Source organism: Streptomyces sp. NBC_01410, from assembly GCF_045040195.1.
Classification (GTDB): Bacteria; Actinomycetota; Actinomycetes; order Streptomycetales; family Streptomycetaceae; genus Streptomyces.
The window spans coordinates 163,121-179,899 of the sequence record NZ_CP109530.1; the positions used below are offsets into that span (position 1 = coordinate 163,121).

The 16,779-nt window shown below is 68.0% G+C and carries 11 protein-coding genes and 1 pseudogene; 4 read left to right on the forward strand and 8 right to left on the reverse strand.

Translation table 11 applies throughout. The features are described 5' to 3' along the window. Positions 1 to 193: 193 nt before the first annotated feature. From OG741_RS00685 to OG741_RS00715, 7 genes and pseudogenes are all read right to left on the reverse strand, one after another. Positions 194 to 2,665 (reverse strand): discoidin domain-containing protein, encoded by a 2,472-nt coding sequence (locus OG741_RS00685; protein ID WP_405594013.1) that lies wholly within the window; start codon positions 2,663 to 2,665, stop codon positions 194 to 196. A 534-nt stretch (positions 2,666 to 3,199) separates the two neighbouring features. After that, complete coding sequence (locus OG741_RS00690) at positions 3,200 to 4,969, reverse strand: ABC transporter ATP-binding protein (protein ID WP_405594015.1); 1,770 nt, start codon at positions 4,967 to 4,969, stop codon at positions 3,200 to 3,202. Positions 4,970 to 6,212: 1,243 nt separating this feature from the next. Further along, the gene (locus OG741_RS00695; RefSeq protein WP_405594017.1) at positions 6,213 to 7,748 is read right to left on the reverse strand and encodes a carbohydrate-binding protein; all 1,536 of its coding nucleotides are present in this window, start codon (positions 7,746 to 7,748) and stop codon (positions 6,213 to 6,215) included. 519 nt (positions 7,749 to 8,267) lie between these two features. Beyond that, positions 8,268 to 9,944, reverse strand: coding sequence for a sigma-70 family RNA polymerase sigma factor (locus OG741_RS00700; protein WP_405594019.1), 1,677 nt, complete (start codon positions 9,942 to 9,944; stop codon positions 8,268 to 8,270). A gap of 285 nt (positions 9,945 to 10,229) precedes the next feature. Continuing rightward, on the reverse strand, positions 10,230 to 10,652 hold the full coding sequence (locus OG741_RS00705) for a hypothetical protein (protein WP_405605996.1): 423 nt from the start codon (positions 10,650 to 10,652) through the stop codon (positions 10,230 to 10,232). A gap of 155 nt (positions 10,653 to 10,807) precedes the next feature. Then, positions 10,808 to 11,179 (reverse strand): annotated as a pseudogene (locus OG741_RS00710) (RNA polymerase sigma factor); the annotation flags it as partial. Between the two features lie 227 nt (positions 11,180 to 11,406). Beyond that, a complete protein-coding gene (locus OG741_RS00715) occupies positions 11,407 to 11,982 on the reverse strand; it encodes an ATP-binding protein (RefSeq protein WP_405594021.1) in 576 nt (191 codons plus the stop codon). A gap of 1,272 nt (positions 11,983 to 13,254) precedes the next feature. On the opposite strand from OG741_RS00715, the gene OG741_RS00720 reads away from it, so the two are divergent. From OG741_RS00720 to OG741_RS00730, 3 genes are all read left to right on the forward strand, one after another. Continuing rightward, a complete protein-coding gene (locus tag OG741_RS00720; protein WP_405594023.1) occupies positions 13,255 to 14,034 on the forward strand; it encodes a S1 family peptidase in 780 nt (259 codons plus the stop codon). A 477-nt stretch (positions 14,035 to 14,511) separates the two neighbouring features. After that, the gene (locus OG741_RS00725; RefSeq protein WP_405605324.1) at positions 14,512 to 14,760 is read left to right on the forward strand and encodes a winged helix-turn-helix domain-containing protein; all 249 of its coding nucleotides are present in this window, start codon (positions 14,512 to 14,514) and stop codon (positions 14,758 to 14,760) included. Next, positions 14,676 to 15,245, forward strand: a complete 570-nt coding sequence (locus tag OG741_RS00730; RefSeq protein ID WP_405605327.1) for a transposase — start codon at positions 14,676 to 14,678, stop codon at positions 15,243 to 15,245. Before OG741_RS00725 ends, OG741_RS00730 begins: the two co-directional genes overlap by 85 nt. A gap of 25 nt (positions 15,246 to 15,270) precedes the next feature. On the opposite strand, the gene OG741_RS00735 is transcribed toward OG741_RS00730, so the two are convergent. Beyond that, positions 15,271 to 15,645 (reverse strand): VOC family protein, encoded by a 375-nt coding sequence (locus OG741_RS00735; RefSeq protein WP_405594025.1) that lies wholly within the window; start codon positions 15,643 to 15,645, stop codon positions 15,271 to 15,273. 65 nt (positions 15,646 to 15,710) lie between these two features. On the opposite strand from OG741_RS00735, the gene OG741_RS00740 reads away from it, so the two are divergent. Further along, entirely contained in the window at positions 15,711 to 16,661 is a 951-nt protein-coding gene (locus tag OG741_RS00740; protein ID WP_405594027.1) for a helix-turn-helix transcriptional regulator, read from the forward strand. The last annotated feature ends 118 nt before the right edge of the window (positions 16,662 to 16,779 follow it).

The following is a 16,779-nucleotide window of genomic DNA, read 5'->3' on the forward strand; positions in this document are numbered from 1 at the left end:
GTGGGACACCCACGAGCTGAAGGTGGATCCGCCGTTCGTCGATCAGTGCACGGCGTCCCTGGTTGATCGGGCGGTCCCGGATCTGGAAGTCCAAAGCATCCCCTGAGCTGGAGTGTTGCAAGGACCACTAGAACTCAAGTGATTCCGGGGACCGTCTGCGTCGGGTTGATCAGAGTGCGAATGCGCTCACGCGTCAGCCGATGGTGAGGAGTGCGGCTTTGCTGGGGACGCCTCGTGTGTCGAGCGCGAAGAGCATGTAGGTGCCGGGCAGTGCGATGCCGGGGTCGGAGGGGATGTTGAGTGCGTAGCTGTTGGTGCCTGTCGTCTCGTAGGTCAGGGGTATTCGTCGTTGGTCGTTGTCGGTCGAGTGGGTTGCGGCTCCGGTTCGTACCAGAGCGAACGAAGCGATGGCCGTGTCGGTGGTCACCGGCAGCTTCGCCCCGTGAGCCACCTTGGCGGGAGTGTTGCCGGTGAGGCGGGGCCGGGTTTTTTCGGTGCCGTCGGGGTTGAGGAGGTAGGGCGGGGTGAAGATCGCTCCGTCGGGGTGGTTCGTTGCGCAGTCGCCGCACAGACCGCCGCCGCCGGTGAAGATGCGCCCGTCGGGGAGGAGGTTGGCGACGCTGTGGTAGTTGCGCGGTACTGCCATCGAGGCCATCGCGGTGAAGGTGCCGGTCGCGGGGTTCCAGATCTCGGGGGTGAGGACGGGGCCGGCGTCGCTGAAGGGCACGGGGTTGGACTGTCCGCCGAAGACCGCAACCTTTCCGTCCGGCATGACGACGCTGTTGCTGAAGGCCCGTGCATGGGCCATGTCGCCGGTGCGGGCGCTGACGGGTTGTGCGCCGCCGTTCAGGTCGACGGTGTAGGCGCGCTTGGTGGCGGGGGCGTTCTCGTAGGCGGTGGCGCCGCCCAGGGTGAGCAGTTTGCCGATGTCGTAGGCGACGGCGTTGCCGTTCATCGCGTCGGCGCTGTCCGCGCGCGTGCCTGCCGGGGTGATGCTGCCGTCTCCTGCGGTGGATATCCAGTTGAGCTGCTTGCTGGGACCGACGTGCAGGACCCGTCCATTGGAGGTGGCGTGCAGCCATTGGTGGTTGTCGGCCCGGTAGGGGCCTTGCGGGTCCGCGGTCATCGTGCCGGTAGCCGGCACACCGGGCAGCCTGCGCCAGGTCCCGCTGGCGGCCGACCACACCTCGCCGTCCTTGCCGCCTGTGCCGCCGCTCCAGGAGCCGCCGAGGACGAACGCGTCACCGTTGGAGAGCAGTGTCATGGCCTGGTAGCCGCGTGCGATGTTCATGTCGGCTGTTGAAATCCACTCGTCGGTGGCGGGACTGTAGATGCTGGCACGCGCGGCGTTGCTGCCGCCGGTGACCAGTACCCGGCCGTCGGCGAGGAGGGCGATGCCGGGACAGAACATGTCGTGGCCCGTGTTGTCGACGCGGCGCTGGGTGATCCTGCCGGTGGCCAGGTCCATGATCGCGGTCTGGGTGTAGCCGTTGCTGCCGCCGAAGCGGTCGATGGCGTAAGCGGACCAGGCCAGGAGCTTGTTGTTGGGCAGTACCGCGGTGGCCACCGGCACCAGGGGGAAGCCGGTCAGCCGTCCCCACGCTCCGTGGGCCTCGGGGTCGGCCGGGCCGCTCAGGCGCAATTCGGCGGCCGAGGACCACGGACCGCGCCCGCCGGCCTCGGTGGTGGCGGTGAGGCGGACGTAGCGGGCGGTGACGGGACGGGTGAACGTGGCGCCCTTGACCCAGTCGTCGTCCTTCCAGGTGCCGGTGGCCACGGGCGCGCCGAAGGTGGTGCCGTCGGTGCTGGTCGTGACCGAGTAGGCACCGATCCGGCCGTTGGCGATGTTGCTGGGGCGCGGCTGGTAGACGAAGCCCGAGACGACCGCTGTGCGGTGCATGTCGATGGTGATGCTGTGCGGCAGCGGCGCAGGGGTGCCCGACCACTTGCTGTGCCAGAAAGTGTCGGCATTCCCGTCCAGGACCAGTTGGGCACGGCCGTCCTCGGCCGCGGTCTCCTCGTCACTTGCCATGGCCGTCCAGCCCGCACGCGGCAGGTCGACGACGGAAGCGGGCGAACCGGGGTCGCCGAGCAGGTTGATCTCCCCGGACGAGGACCACGGACCGCGCCCGCCGGCCTCGGACGTGGCGGTCAGCCGTACGAAGCGGGCGCCCCTGGCGGCGAAGCTCAGGGTTTTGGTGGTCGCGTCGTCGGCCAGGGTCCCGCTCGCCACGGCCGCCCCCCAACTGGTGCCGTCGGCGCTGAGGTGAATGGCGAATTCACCGATCCGGCCGTTGGCGATGTTGCTGGGGCGCGGCTGGTAGACGAAGCCCGAGACGACCGCTGTGCGGTGCATGTCGATGGTGATGCTGTGCGGCAGCGGCACAGGGGTGCCCGACCACTTGCTGTGCCAGAAAGTGTCGGCATTCCCGTCCAGGACCAGTTGGGCACGGCCGTCCTCGGCCGCGGTCTCCTCGTCACTTGCCATGGCCGTCCAGCCCGCACGCGGCAGTACGGGAGCGGCAGGCTCCATCGCCGCCGCGGGCGCCGCCCCGTGATGCGGCGCAGAATGCGGCGCCGCCTGCCCCGTGGCGGTCGGGTGCGGGCGCGCGGCGGGAGTCCCGCCGTCGGCGGTAGTAGTGACCAGCGGCAGCAGCGCTGTCATGACTGCCGTCAGGGCCAGGAGAACGAGACCTCTGCTTCTGAACCGGGACAGCCGGAACAACCGTGACGCACGCACCATGACATCGCCCCCGAGAGCAAGGAAGAAAAGGGCCTCACGCGCGTCGTCACGAGCGCGGAAGACCGTCGGCCGGTCACCAGAGAGGACTCTGTCCGGGCCCGACCATCCCGCCGCTTTGCCCATGCTTTGCCAAATCGGCCCGTGTGTCATTGAGTTGACCCGCGGCCGCGCCGAGGTGACGGGCAGGTCCGCAGGTCGCTCATCCAGCCGCGGCCCGGGCGTGCGCCAGGCTCGAACAGGCGCCACCGGACGGCGAACAGCCCGATATCCCCTGCCCGGAACGAGCAACGCCGACCGCCTTCCCGACCGAGGGGCATCCCTGATGGCGGGTGAGGAGAGGGACGACGCGGAACATGGCCGGGTCCGTGCCCGCGTCGAGCATGCCTTCGACCGCATGAAGAACTACAAGATCATCCGCGGCTGTCGGCAGCGCGGCGGCGGGCTCCGTAGCGTGCGTCAGGGAGTGATCGTCGTCAACGTTCCTGCATCCACCTCGATGATGGTGTCGGCGTAAGAGGCCAGTCGCAGGTCGTGAGTGATGAGGAACGTGGTGCGCTCGGTGGTCAGGCGGCGAAGGGGTTCCGTGATCCGCTCCGCGGATTCGTCGTCCAGGCCCGTAGTGGGTTCATCAAGGACGAGGACCCGTGCGTCACGGATCATGGCACGTGCGATGGCCAGTCGGCGACGTTCCCCTCCGGAGAGGAACTGGCCCTGCCGGCCGACCGAGGTGGCGTACCCGTCAGGTAAGGCGCTGATGAAATCGTGCGCGTCGGCGGCCTTGGCGGCTGCGGTGATCTGCTCTTCGTCGGCGTCAGGACGACCGTAGGCGATGTTCTGACGGATCGTCCCCTCGAAGAGCATGCTTTCCTGCGGCAGGAGACAGACGTTTTGGCGAAGTGATGCCGCCGTCATCGGGGCAATGTCCAGACCGTCGAGAAGAATGCGGCCGGCCGAGGGAGCGTAGAAGCGTAGAAGGAGCTTGCCGATCGTGGACTTGCCGGCCCCGCTCGGTCCCGTGATCACAACGAGCTGACCGGGTGCAGCGGTGAGCGAGGCTTCCCAGAGCGATGGTCGGGCTGCACCGGGATAGAAGAAGTTGACACCTTCGAAGGCGATCGAGCCACGAACCGATGCGAGGACTTCGGACGGGGCCGGCCGGTCGAGGCTTGGCGTGTGCGGTGCAGTCGGGCGCTTGCCGGAGCCCCGAGTGGACCCAACGGCCGTGCGTCGCCGCGGACGGGCCTTGCTCAGGTGCGGCTTGTCAAGGCAAATGCGTCCAGCAGGACCGTCATCGACAGTGACAAGACCGTCCGTGGGCGGGTCAACGGGCCGAGCTGCAAGCACCTCAAAGACGCGTTCCGCTGCAGCCGTCGCCGACGACATCTGGATCAAAAGTGCGCTGACCTGCTCCAACTGGGGATACAGATGTCCGACGTATGCCGAAAAGGCAAGGAGGCCGCCGATGGTGAGCTGACCAGCAGAGATCTGCCAGGCTCCGATGCCCATGATGAGCAGGACGCAGAGGGTTTCGACAAACCCGCTGAGGGGCCGGTAGGCACCGTCCAGGAGCGCCTGGCGTAGATTCGCACGCATCCATGTCCGCCCTTCGCGGTGCACCCGTGCGCGCTCTGCTTCCTGCCGGTTGTATGCCTGCACAACGGGCATGTTGGTCAGGTTCTCTTCCAGCAGGGAGGCGAGCTGTCCGTTGCTGTCTCGCTCCTGCCGGGTCACAGTCCGCATGCGCTGGGAGAAGGCACGAGCGACCAGCCAGAACACTGGAGCGGCAGCGACGGTCGCCAGGGCGAGCGGCCAGCTGATCCAGAAGGCAGCGACGGTGAAGAACACGATCTCGAACATGGCGGTCACTGCTGCTACCGGAGCGGAGGTGACCAGGGACTCCACGGCCTCGATGTCGCCTGTCAGCCGCGCCACCAGGTCGCCGATCCCACGCTTTCCGAAATAGTCCGGGGGCAGCTTCTGCAGGTGCTGAAAGGTGTGGTCACGCAACTGAAGCAGGAAGTGCTCACTAACCCAGTCGGCGAGGTATCCGCCCGCAAATCCCGCCAGTCCACCGAGAACCGCCAAGGCGAGCCATGTCGCGGCGGGCAGCCAGAACGCAGAGACCCTGCCACCGGCAAGCACATTGTCGGTGAGGTAGGAAACCAGCCAGATGGAGGCTGTCTGGAAACCCGCGGAGAGCATGAGCAACAATAAGGTCGCCGCCATGGCGGGTCTGTTCTTCCGGGCCAATGGCCAGAATTCCTTGAAGCTGGCAACAGGCGATGTTCTCGCGTGACGGACTCGCTGTCCGCGTGTGATGGCGACTGTGGGCATGACTGATTTGCTCATCTGACGCATATAACCGGTGTTGGGTTGGAGTGCTGCGATTGCCGAAGCCGAGCCATTCCCCGGCAGACCGCGGCCGCAACAATTCATGCTGCGGCCGCGGCCCTTTCGTTGCGGTGATCGGAGTTGATGTCCGCAAGAGGGGCTGACGGTATCAATCCCCGAGTCCCTGTCAGGCGGACCGAGAGAACTCCGGCGTTGTCATCCGCAGGGCCGACTGCCGGAGCCGACTGGAATCTCTCGTATCCGCAGAACGGTTACCCGCAGGCGCGCCTGCGGCCTCCATTTGCCCCGCGGGCCTGGCCGCGGCCGTTGCCCCGCACGCCCTGACCAGCGCCACGCCGGCAGCGCCCAGCGGCCTGCCTGCCACGCCCGGCACCCTGCTGGCCGCGCCCGGCACCCTGCCGGCCGAGCGCGAAGAGATCAAATCCCATGACTTATTCTTCCTTTCCATGCTGGATCTCAGGGGCCATCAGACCCCACTTTCCGGTTGCCTCGAATGACGACCTCATTGGGCCGAATCATTGGCAACCGTCACCTGATAGTACGGATGCGGATCCAGACCCACTCAACGGAACTCCGGGAATTTTTCTGGATTCTGACGGAGCGTCGCCTCCGCATGTGCGCACGTCCCGCCCCGGGCAACGCAGAAATGCCGGTCGAGGTTCTCTCGACCAGCATTCCGCTGGGAACTCGACTCGTCCCTGGCGCGACTCGAATCAGCGCTTAAGCGCCTGAAGGAAGGGACGCAACAACAACGTGCGCCGTCTCGTTCGGTTTGCGCGGCGAGGCGAATCAGGCTTTGCGAAACGGATGACCTTTCGCGCACCGTCGATACTGACGAGGTCCGCAATCGTCGGCGGCGGGCCCCATCGCCGCCGCCGGCGCCGCGTGGTGATGAGGAACTGCCGCGGCGCCCACTGCCGGAGCGGCACGCGGCACACTCACCGCACCGGCGTTCGCGGTTCCCCCACCGGGGTGGTGAGTGGCAGCAGCGCAGCCGACACCGACGTGAGCCCGAGAAGGACCAGTCCCTTCGGCTTCCACCAGGTCGGCCTCTTCGCACGCAACAAGGAAGTCGTGGCTGCTCGGTGCTGGCCGCGGATGATGAGCATGACGCCCCCTATGGACGGTGAAGGACGAGCAGAGCCCCAGACAGCGACGGTGCGGCACCGAACGCAAAGAGTTCGACGCATCGATCGGTGGTCGTCGGGCAGTGCGCGGTGACGTAGACACGGTGCACGCCGACGACGGGGGTGATGGGCACCGAGATGTCATTCACGGAACCGTCGGCACTTGGAATGATCTGTGCCAGCGGTGGTCGGGCAGGGGAATCGAGCCTGAGCTCTATCCGGGCACCGCCGCCCGACGGCCCCGCGAGCCTCGCCACGGCGAGGGTGTCTCGGACGGTGGAGAAATCGACCCGGTCGTAACGCAGGACAGAAGAGCTTCCGAGCTCACGGGCACCGGGGTCGGGGCTGGCGCTTGTCCCCTGCTGCGATGTGTACGCATTGGCCTGGACGGGGAATCGGGCCGAGAGCGCAGGAGGAGGTGTTGCCTGCTGTGACGGCGGGTCGTTCGGGGCAGGTGAAGGTCCGGAGGCAAGCGGCGGTTGTCTGTGCGCTCCGAGCTGCGGGTCACAAGCGGTCAGCAGGAGCACGCCCGCGCCGACGCCGACCAGGAAGCCCGCCACCGCGAAAGCGGCCCGGGAGCGAGGAGGAAACTGCAGGGACGCTGCCCTGTTTCTTCCCCGGCTCCCCCGGGTGGCCGCCGTGGCCCGGTGTACACGCGAGGGCTCTGCGGGGGCATCGGCCGGGCCTCGCTCCAGCAGCCTTGCCAGGAACGGCGGATCGCCCAGTGGTATGGGAATGGCGGCCTTCGCACGCAGGTATCGCGCTCCCGTCCACCATCCCAACAGCCGTACCGGCAGTTGCGCTTCGAGCTGCTCGTCGAGCTGGGACAGGTCTTTGTAGACAGCCGCACAGGCCGGACACGCGCGGAGATGGCCCCATCCTTCAGCCGGGTCCGCCTCAGGCCGCCGGGTCAGCCGCTCGATCACATCCCTGCAGTCCGGACGTTCCAGCCGCTCGAGGTACAGGTCCGCACGGGCCTGGCGCAGCGCGGTCATGGCCTGGTCGCACGCGGCGGGAACAGCATGGTGATCCAGGCCCGTGATGCGTGCCGTGAACACGGGATCATCCCGTTCCACCACCGAGTGCCACAGCAGGCACTGGGTGGTGGCCGGGAGGCGCTCGTACGCGAGAGCCAGCTGGCCGTCTTCGCCCCAGGGCCACCGTGATCCTGCCGCGACCCAGGCCTGGAAGTCCGGCGACAGCGTGTCGCGCTCCCGGTGCCAGCGATTGATCGCGGTGGTGCGGACCTTTCCCAGTAACTGGGGTCGCAGGCATCCCGGATGACGACGCTCGATGAGCGATTCCCCGGAGACCATCTGTTGGAACAGGTGCGCAAAGACATCTGACGTCACCTCCTGCACATGCAGCGGACCTCTCACGCATTGGGAGGCGTATGCCTGCACTGCGGCGTAGTGGCGGCGGTAGAGATGCCGAAAGAATTCGATCCGGCCTTTGCGCAACGCAATCATTACAGCAGCGTCGGAGAGAGGTTGCTGCGACGGTCGCGAGCCCAAGAGCAATTGCATTGAGGAGCCTTCCACTCAAGTCCGGTGGTGCCATGGGTGAACTCCGTCACGGCACCACCCTCCCTGCCGGCTGAGACACTGCTCCCCAGCCGGCAAGGAATTGTGGTGATACTCGCTTTGGTTGAATTCGGTAGCGCCGACGCGGGGATCTGGCTGCGGCACCGGCCGTGATTTACGCCGTGAGGCCGCCGATGGCGGACCTCATGACCGCATAAACCCAACGTGCTGAACCCGCTTCGGGAACCGGCCTTGCGGTGACCGACGCGGCGTCGGTCTGGTCGCAACGGACAGTGGTCTCCGCACCCGCCGAACGCAGGGCGCGTCGCTGAAGCGCTGGTGGACGTGGTGCGCGAGGACGCTTCGGGCCACTGAGTCCCCCTCGAGATGCGTGTTTGGCTGGTCACAGGAGAAGAGGGTGTTCGACAGCGTCCATCCCGCTGCTTTGCCGAGTCTTTGCCGAGTGGGGCCCAAGTGCCGTTGAGTGACCGGCTCGTACGGGGTCCGGCCCGGCCTGCCCTGTCACCTGCCCTCGACGAAATAGCGGAGCCGTGTGGAGTTGTAGTAGTTGTAGGTGAGCACGAGGGGGGCGTTCGTCTCGGGCGGCGGGTCGCCGCCTTCCGACCAGTCCAGCATGCCGAGCACCATCTCGTCCCAGGGCTTGCCGTCCGTTCGGTCGGCGCGCACCAGGTAGCTGCCGTCGTTCTCGACCCACCACAGGTCGAAGCGGAACAGCTGTCCTTCGCCCTCGGTGCGGCAGGGGCACATTCCGACGTCGATGACGTCCTTGCCGGTGGTCCCGGAGTGGTAGGTCGCTGCACCGTAGTCGATGCACTCGCCGGTGGCGGCGTTGCGCAGCCGGCTGTAGTCCTTGCTGGTCTTGGACCACACGGTCTGCCAGACCTGGTCCTTGCTGCCGTCGCACGTGTTCTGAACGATTGCTGTGCCGGCAGGCTCGACACATTTCGCGGTGATTCCCCGGTTGCGGAGGGTGCCCGACCAGGTGACGGTCCCGAGACCGGCCCCGGTGGGAGACGGCTTGGCCGGCTTCCCCGATGCCGTACCCGATGCGTGGACGGCCGGCCCGGCCCGGCCGGAAGGGGTCTGCTGGGAGGGGGCGGCCGTGACCGTCACGGGCGGCGGATGCTCGGCCTCCGTCAGGGCCGGCGCCGCCTGCGAGGGCGAGGACTCGGTGCCGCCGTCACCGAACGGCATGGGCAGGACGAGGAGGGCGACCGCGAGGGCGGTGACGACGCCACCGGCGAACGCGCCCGAGCGCAGTGGGGAGTCCGCGGCCGGTGGCCACCACCCCGTACCACCGTTCGGGGAGAGGCCGCCGCCCAGTGTGCCGGGTGCCAAGGCCGCACCAGCGGCACTCGCGCCGGCTTCGGCCATCCGGGCCGCCACATACGCCGAACTGCCCCACAACAGCACACATGTCGGCAGCGCGGAGCCCAGCCGCTCGTTGAGGTCGGTCAGTTCGCTCAGCGCGTGAGCGCAGTGCGGGCACTGCGCGAGGTGCCGGTCGAGGTCCTTGTTCGGGCGACGGCCACTACGGCGCACCGCGGCTCCGAGCAGGGAACTGTAGCGGCGGCAATCCTCGCTCACCAAGGCGCTTTCGACATGCACGGCCAGGTACGCCTCGCGCAGCCCTTCCCGGGCCCGGGACGCCAGCGAGCCGACCCCGCTGGCGCCCATGCCGAGCAGGCCGGCGACCTTCGAGGCGGGTTCCTCCTCGACGGCGGTGTGCCACAGGACGGCCTGCCAGCGCTCGGGCAGCGAGCGAAACGCGCGGATGACGAGGCTGTTGTCCTCCAGACGCAGTATCCGCTCCTCGCTGCTCTCCGCCTCGGGACTGTCGGGCAGATTGCCGAGCCACTGCTCGAAGTCGGCCGACAGCTCGGTGCGCCGTGCCGTGCCCGCCCATTCCGCGGCGACGCGGCGGACAACGGTGAGCAGATACGGTCGCCAGGCGGCCTCCGGACCGCCCCCGGACCGCACCGCCTGCAGCGTGCGGGCGAACGCTTCCGAGACCAGGTCCTCAGCCGTGTGTGGATCACGGCAACACGTACGCGCATAAGACAGAACCGCCGAACGGTGCCGCCGGTACAGCTCCTCCACCGGAACTTCGGATACTAACTCCCTGATTGCTGCCGCGAGTTCGGCATCGGACAGGGAGCCAACACTATCACCGGACATGCGTAGCAAGGCCTTTCGATGAGGCGGAAGCGACATTGTGGCCGATGCTCGAATGCCAGTGGGAGCGTTTTGGGTAATCCGCTTCGACGGGGTAGCGGGCGGCGGCAAAGAAGTCCGAACAGCACGAGATGACCTTTGCGACCGCAAGCACCAAGGCAACGTCGGAGAACGGCTGCTGCAGCGGTCGCGAGCCGAGGAGTAATTGCATAGGAGTCTTCCACTCATCTCCGGTGACAGGTGGCAGCCGTGGGAGGCGATGGATTTCGCTCAGCTGTAATCCGTGCGTCACTCCGACGAGTTGACGCAGGTGTACAAGGGCGCGCCCGATGCGGGTGCCAGGACGTCGACGAGACAGCAGAGCCGTACGGCGCCGTAGCAGTTGCACGTGAGCACGACCGGCGCGCCCCGCTCCGGAGGGGGGCATGGGCATTCCCCTCCCAACCAGGTGAGCATGCCGAGCTGCGTCTCGTGCCCGGGCTCGCCGGCGCGGAGTTCGGCGCGCAGAAGACAACTGCCGTCGCCGCTCGTGCCCGGGAGGGGATCGATGCGGAACAGCCGCCCTTCCCCCGTGGTTCGGCACGGGCCCGTGGCGACAGCGATGTTGACGGCATTCCGGTGCAACGGCTGGATGCCGCTGTGATAGTCGATGCACTCACCGCCGGCGCCGTTGCGCAGGCGGCTGTTGCCCGGCTTCTCCTTGAGCGACACAGTCTCCCAGAGCTGGGTTCTGCTGCCGTTGCACCGGTTCTGGACAGCTGGGTGCGGCGGGCTGTGCCTGCCCAGCTGGCGGCGCCGAGTTCGGCGCCAGTGGGCAGATACGGGCGCCAGGCGATCGTGGGGCCGCAGCTGGATCGGGCGTCTCGCACCGCGCGGGCGAATGCCTCCGAGGTGAGATCCTCGGTGCTCCATGGATCACGGCGGCAGGTGTACGCGTACGAAAGGACCGGCTTACGATGCCTCCGGTACAACACCTGCACTGCGGCGTCGGATCCAGGGTTCCTCAGAGCGGCGGCGACGAGTTCGGCGTCAGTGGGCGGTTCGTCCTGGTGGTCGACCATGGAGCAGCCAAGCCTTCCGCATTCCATGAAAACAGGGGTCGGTGACGGGGCGACGTAAGAACGGGTACGGAAGCCGCCCGGGGTGTGGTGCACGGGGCCTGAGACACGCGGGTGCGTGAGGTGTCCACCGGGCCGAGCAGGCCGGAGGTGCACGCGTGTACGGTTTGCCGTCCGCATCCTGGGGAAGCGGATCGTCCGGTGACAGGTCAGCCGCGCCGCGAGCCGGACGTGAACCCGGGCGAGCGGCAGTCCGGGGTGCCGGTCCGCGCCGGCGATCGGGCAGCCGGCGAGTTCAGGTCGTGAATCACCAGCGCAGCTCTGCGGGCCAGATGCTCCGGTGTGGAGCCCCGTGCGCTCTCATCTCACCGCGGACGGCGCGGGATCGGCAATACGCGGATGGCGGATCACCCATACCCAAGAAATTGCCCGAAGCGTGCCGAACCGCTGTGCTCGCGGACCTCAACACGGCTCGCGTCCGGCTCCATGACAGGGATACCGGCCGTCACACGGGTGCCGGCCGCGGTGGCGAGGACGGTGCACCAGCTGCTGTATGCCCGGACCAGTTCGAGTCCTCGCCCGAAGGAGGCGCGGTGCTCCAGCGTGGGGGCCCCGGCGTCATGCTCCAGCCACCGTCCGCTGTCGGTGACTTCGACGCTCAGGTCGACACCGTCGAAGGTGATCAGTAGCGCGACGTCCGGGCTGCCACTGTGGAGCACGACATTCGTGACCAGTTCGCTGACGACCAGCGCCAGCATGTCGTACGGGTCCTTCCCAATCGCCCACCGCCGGGCTGCATGGACCGCGAAGCGACGTAAATCCGGCACGGTGGCGCGCGTTGCCCGGGTGATGCAGAACGCCCGACATCGTGCCCGACCAGGCGGCTTCGCAAGGATCGGTCGAGGGCGGCTGGTGACCGCCCGGCGAGTGTGGTCAGTGCTGGCCAAATCGGACTCCGTGGAAGTGCCCGCTGAAACAGGCATCGAGGATCGGATCGCTCCCACCGTGACTGCAGCCGACCCGGCAGGACAAGCAGGAGTGCCGAATTACGGATACGCAAGGTTCGGGCGTTGACTGCACTGCAGGTTGCGGCCGCGGCGCTCGACGAGGCCGCGGGCGACGGCGAGTTGACCTGATCTTCCGGGCACAACAGGGGCCCGGCGCTACGGCACGGCTGCCTCTCGCTAACGGTTTGGTCACGTCACTGGATGGTGTGGCCTGTACTCCCTCTTCATCACAACAAGAAGTTCCCGCCACGGGGCCACACCATGACCGCCATGCCCAACAGCGCCGCCGTCGTACGCGCAGCACCGGCCCCCGCTCGCTCCGCCTTGCTGCCGCCGCCTACGGGAGCGGCGCACCCGCGGAGCGGCAACAACGGCTGAGCAAGCTCTCACAAACCGTCCGGAACAACACGTCCCCACCGCCCACTCACCATGACGAGCACAACGGCCAACTCGCCGTGCAGGACGCTGTCTTAGAACCGTTCTCTTTCCGAACCTCGTGTGTGGGTTCGGCTGTTCAGGCATTGGGTCGGGGCTGTTGCGGGGTCGCCTGTTCACGGGCGAGGAGCAGATGGCGCCGAACCGCGACGGACGTCGAGCATCCGCGGGCCCGTCACAGTCACGGCCCCCCTGCAGACCCTCCGGGCCAGGCCAAGCCGGCCCGTCCACGCATCGGCTGCCGCGCTTGCTCATCGCCCCTCTCGGACAGGCAGGGCGGACCCTCCACTCGCACCCGTCAACTCGGCGCCGCACGGGTCGACTTGGTAAAGCGTAGACAAAGTAGCGGGATGGTCGCCACCTAACACAGTCCTCCCTAGTGACCGCCTAAACACCACGCACATCTGGGGAACTCGATGGTCCCAAGTGTCCTCTTACACACTGCCGCCCCCTGGCCGCGATCGGCGACGTTGTCAAGGCGGCGGAGGAGCTGCGCGAACGAGGCGCCCAGGCGGTCCTGGCCTCAGGTGCCTCTCTCGCGGGCTTCCTAATCACGGCGGCGGTCGCCCACGGGTACAGCTGCCGGGCAGCGTCATGCCGTCACCGGCCGCGCAGTCGATGACGGCGCTCTGGTGGTGCCGACACCGGCGGCGCGAGCAAGCACCTGCCGCGCCGCCCTCGGGCAAACGGAGTGGGCTGCGATCCGGCCGCAGCCGCCCGTGTCGGCCGATGCCGTGCGACCCACGTGGGGCAACTGCATGTCCCCAGTCAGAACGAACCGCACCATCAACTACCCGGAAAGGCAGGACAGTTATGGGTATACGATCCGTCATACGTCGGCGGTCGCTGCTGAGCGCGGCGCTCACCGCACTGGCCACCAGCGCGCTCGTTGTGCCGGCAACCGCCCACGGCAGCACCGGCCAGGACACCGCCCCCGGCTCTGTCGGTACGCGCATCGTCGATGGCCGGTTCGTCACTGAGCAAAAGCCCTCTATCGCCTCCCTCGGGGGCGATCCCCACCGCTGTACCTCCACTATCATCGCCCCGCGCTGGGTGCTCACCGCCGCCCACTGCGTCGGCCCCGGCGACCGCCCCTTCGTGCGGATCGGTTCGCTGGACCGCACCCAGGGCGGCATCACCGCACAGGCCGTCAACGTCATCCGGCACCCCTACTACAACTGGCCCAGCAACGACATCGCGCTGGTGCAGCTGGACCGGGATGTCCGCACCACGTACTCCCCGCTGGCGAGCGCCGGCGACATCGCCCAGTACCAGGCGGCCGAGGTGTACGGCTGGGGCGCCGAGCGGGCCGACTGGGGCGGCCCCCTGCCCACCCAGCTCAAGTACGCTAGGGGCTACATGATCGGTACCCGGTGCACCCCCGCCAACCCCGCCGTGCTGTGCTTCGGGGCGGGCAACGGCACCACGGCCGGCGGCGACTCCGGCGGACCGCTGATGGTGTGGAGCCCTCAGACCGGCAGGTGGGTGCAGGCAGGCGTCAGCGCGGTCGGCCCGAAGCCGTCCGGAGGCTGGAGCGGCTACACCAACATCGCCAACTACCGCACCTGGATCAGGCAGATCACGGGCGTGTAGGCATCCCGGCCCGGGGTGGGGAGCGGTCGAGCGGCCAAGAAGAACGACTGCCGCTTCTGGCATTGCCGAACCTGTGCGTGAGGCAATCCCACGGCGACACGCGGCAGTTGAACGCGGCGGGCACGGTCACACAAGACTGCCACAACGGGGCCTCCTCGGTGCTTGACCGAGCTGCCGAGGGGGCCCTGCCTTCATACTCCGGCACCCCAGCGATCACCCGATCCAGAACCCAGTTCGACTGATCAACCCAGCCGTTGGTGTGCGTTATGCGGATGGGGCCGGGTTGACGGCGAAGGGCCGTCAGCGCCGCGAGGCGGTGCGGTTGAAGGCTGCCGGGTTGTTCGCCGAGGGGGGTCAAGCCGCCGGAGGTTGCCCTTGGCCGAGTTCCTGGAGCAGGGGCCGGCGGCGCACGGTTGGGTGGAGGACCAGGTGTGGACCGGTTCGCGGGTGGCCACGCTGATCGGCAGGAAGTTCCATGTGTCCTACAGCATCTCCGGGGCCACCCGGCTGATGCGCCGGCTCGGCTTCACCCCTCAAGTCCCGGCCCGAAGGGCCGCGGAGCGCGACGAGCAGGCCGTGACCGGGTGGAGGGAGGCGACCTGGGCGGAGGTACAAGCGCCCGGGCGGCCTGCGATGGGTGGATCTGCTTCGAGGACGAAGCGGGATTCACTCGCAGGCCGCCGAGGGGGCGCACGTGGGGACGGCGCGGAATCACCCCGGTCGTGAAAGTGAGCGGCCGCCGCTCAGGGAGGGTCTCGGTCGCCGGGCTGCTCGCGATGCGGCCGGGCTCGCGGACCCGGTTGTGTCACAGGCTGCGGCGCCACACCGGGCGCAAGGGCGAGCGCCGCAGCCTGTCCGAGCGCGACTACATCGCTCTGATCGACGGAATCCACCAGCTGGTCAAGGCGCCGATCGTCCTGGTCTGGGACCGGCTCAACACCCACGTGTCCCATGCGATGCGCGGCTTGATTGGCGCGCGGGAATGGCTGACGGTGTTTATCCTGCCCGCGTACACCCCGGAGCTCAACGCAGTTGAGTACCTGTGGGCCCACGTCAAGCGCAGCCTTGCGAACCTCGCCAGCGTCGCACTGGACAGACTCGTCACGCTCGTCCGCAACCGGCTCCAACGGCTTCAGTACCGCCCCGACATCCTCGACGGGTTCCTCACCGGAACCGGACTCTCCCTCGACCTCCCACCACGAGCACACTGAGAGCCGAAGGCAGTGCGGGACGGGCTCAGATTCCGTGCGTCGACAGGCAGAAGGGATGACCCGCCGGGTCCAGGAGCACCCGCCACACATCGGGCCGCGGCTGGAAGGAAGGCAGGACGGCACCCAGGGCGAGCATCCTCTCCTGCGCGGCGTCCAGGTCGTCGACGCCCAGTTCGAGGTGGGCCTGCTTACTGTGGGCGGGATCAGGCCAGGCCGGAGGCTGGAAGCCCGCCTGGCGGACGAAGCCGAGCCCAGGGGCTCCCGCCCGCCCCAGCAGGACAAAGTCGTCACTGCGGTACAGCACGGGCAGGTCCAGGGCATCGCCGTAGAAGCGGGCCAGCTCAGCCGGGTCAGGACAGTCGAAGTCGAAGGAAAGCAGACGGATCTCTGGAGTGCTCATGGGACGGGACCGTAGGCCATGACCCTGACAGGACGTGTCCTGGTCATACGGGACACTGGGGGATTGTGATCAGGACCTCCTCCCGTCTGCTGCGCTTGGTGTCGCTGCTGTCCGTGCGCCCCGAATGGACCTGCCGTGAACTGGCCGAGCGCATGGCGGTCACCGACCGTACAGTCCGCCGGGACATCGCCCGGCTGCGGGACCTGGGCTACGGAGTCGAGTCCGCGCCCGGCCCCTGGGGCGGCTACCGGCTCAGCCCCGGCGCCCGGATGCCGCCGCTGGTACTGGACGACGAGGAGGCCCTGGCCGTCGCTGTCGCCCTGCGCGAAGCCGCGCTCAGCGGAGTCCTCGGCACCGGGCAGGCCGCCCTCTCCGCGCTGCTCAAGCTCCGCCAGAGCCTGCCCACACACCTCGCGGACCAGCTGAGCACACTGGACGGGACCCTCGAACACACTCCCCGCTCCGGCGAACCGCAGATCGACACGCTTCTGCTGCTGGAACTGGCGCGAGCCTGCCACAGCGCACTGCGCACCACCCTCTCCTACCGGGACCACGTCGGCCGGACCTCCGTGCGAGCCGTCGACCCATACCGCCTGGTCCACACCGGCCTGCGCTGGTACCTGGTCGCCCGGGACGTCACCAAACAGGAATGGCGCACATTCCGCGCCGACCGGGTGGTGAGCGTGCGCCCCACCACCGAACCAGCCGACCTGACCGATCCGCCCGACGCCGCAGCACTGGTCTCCTGGGGGATCGCGAGCGTCGTCTACCCCGTGTACACGACGATCCGCCTTCCGCTCCCCTGGGACCGCGCCCTGCAAAAAGTCCCACCCACCATCGGCACACACCGCCCTGACGGCCCCGAAGCCACCGTGGTTCAGATCGGCGGCAACAGCACCGACCGTCTCGCTGCCTACCTCCTCAGCCTGGCCACACCGCTCACAGTGCTGTCCCCAGACGAGGTACGCCAGGCACTCATCCGCCACGCCCACGCTCTCCTGACAGCCAATCGCTGACAGCGACGATCAAGGCGAAGAAACATCACAATCCCCAAGACGGAGAGACTTCACCGCCCCTCACCTTGAAACGCCGCAGTCAGTATGGCCGTGGGCCTTCGGGGCCGTGCTGTTCACT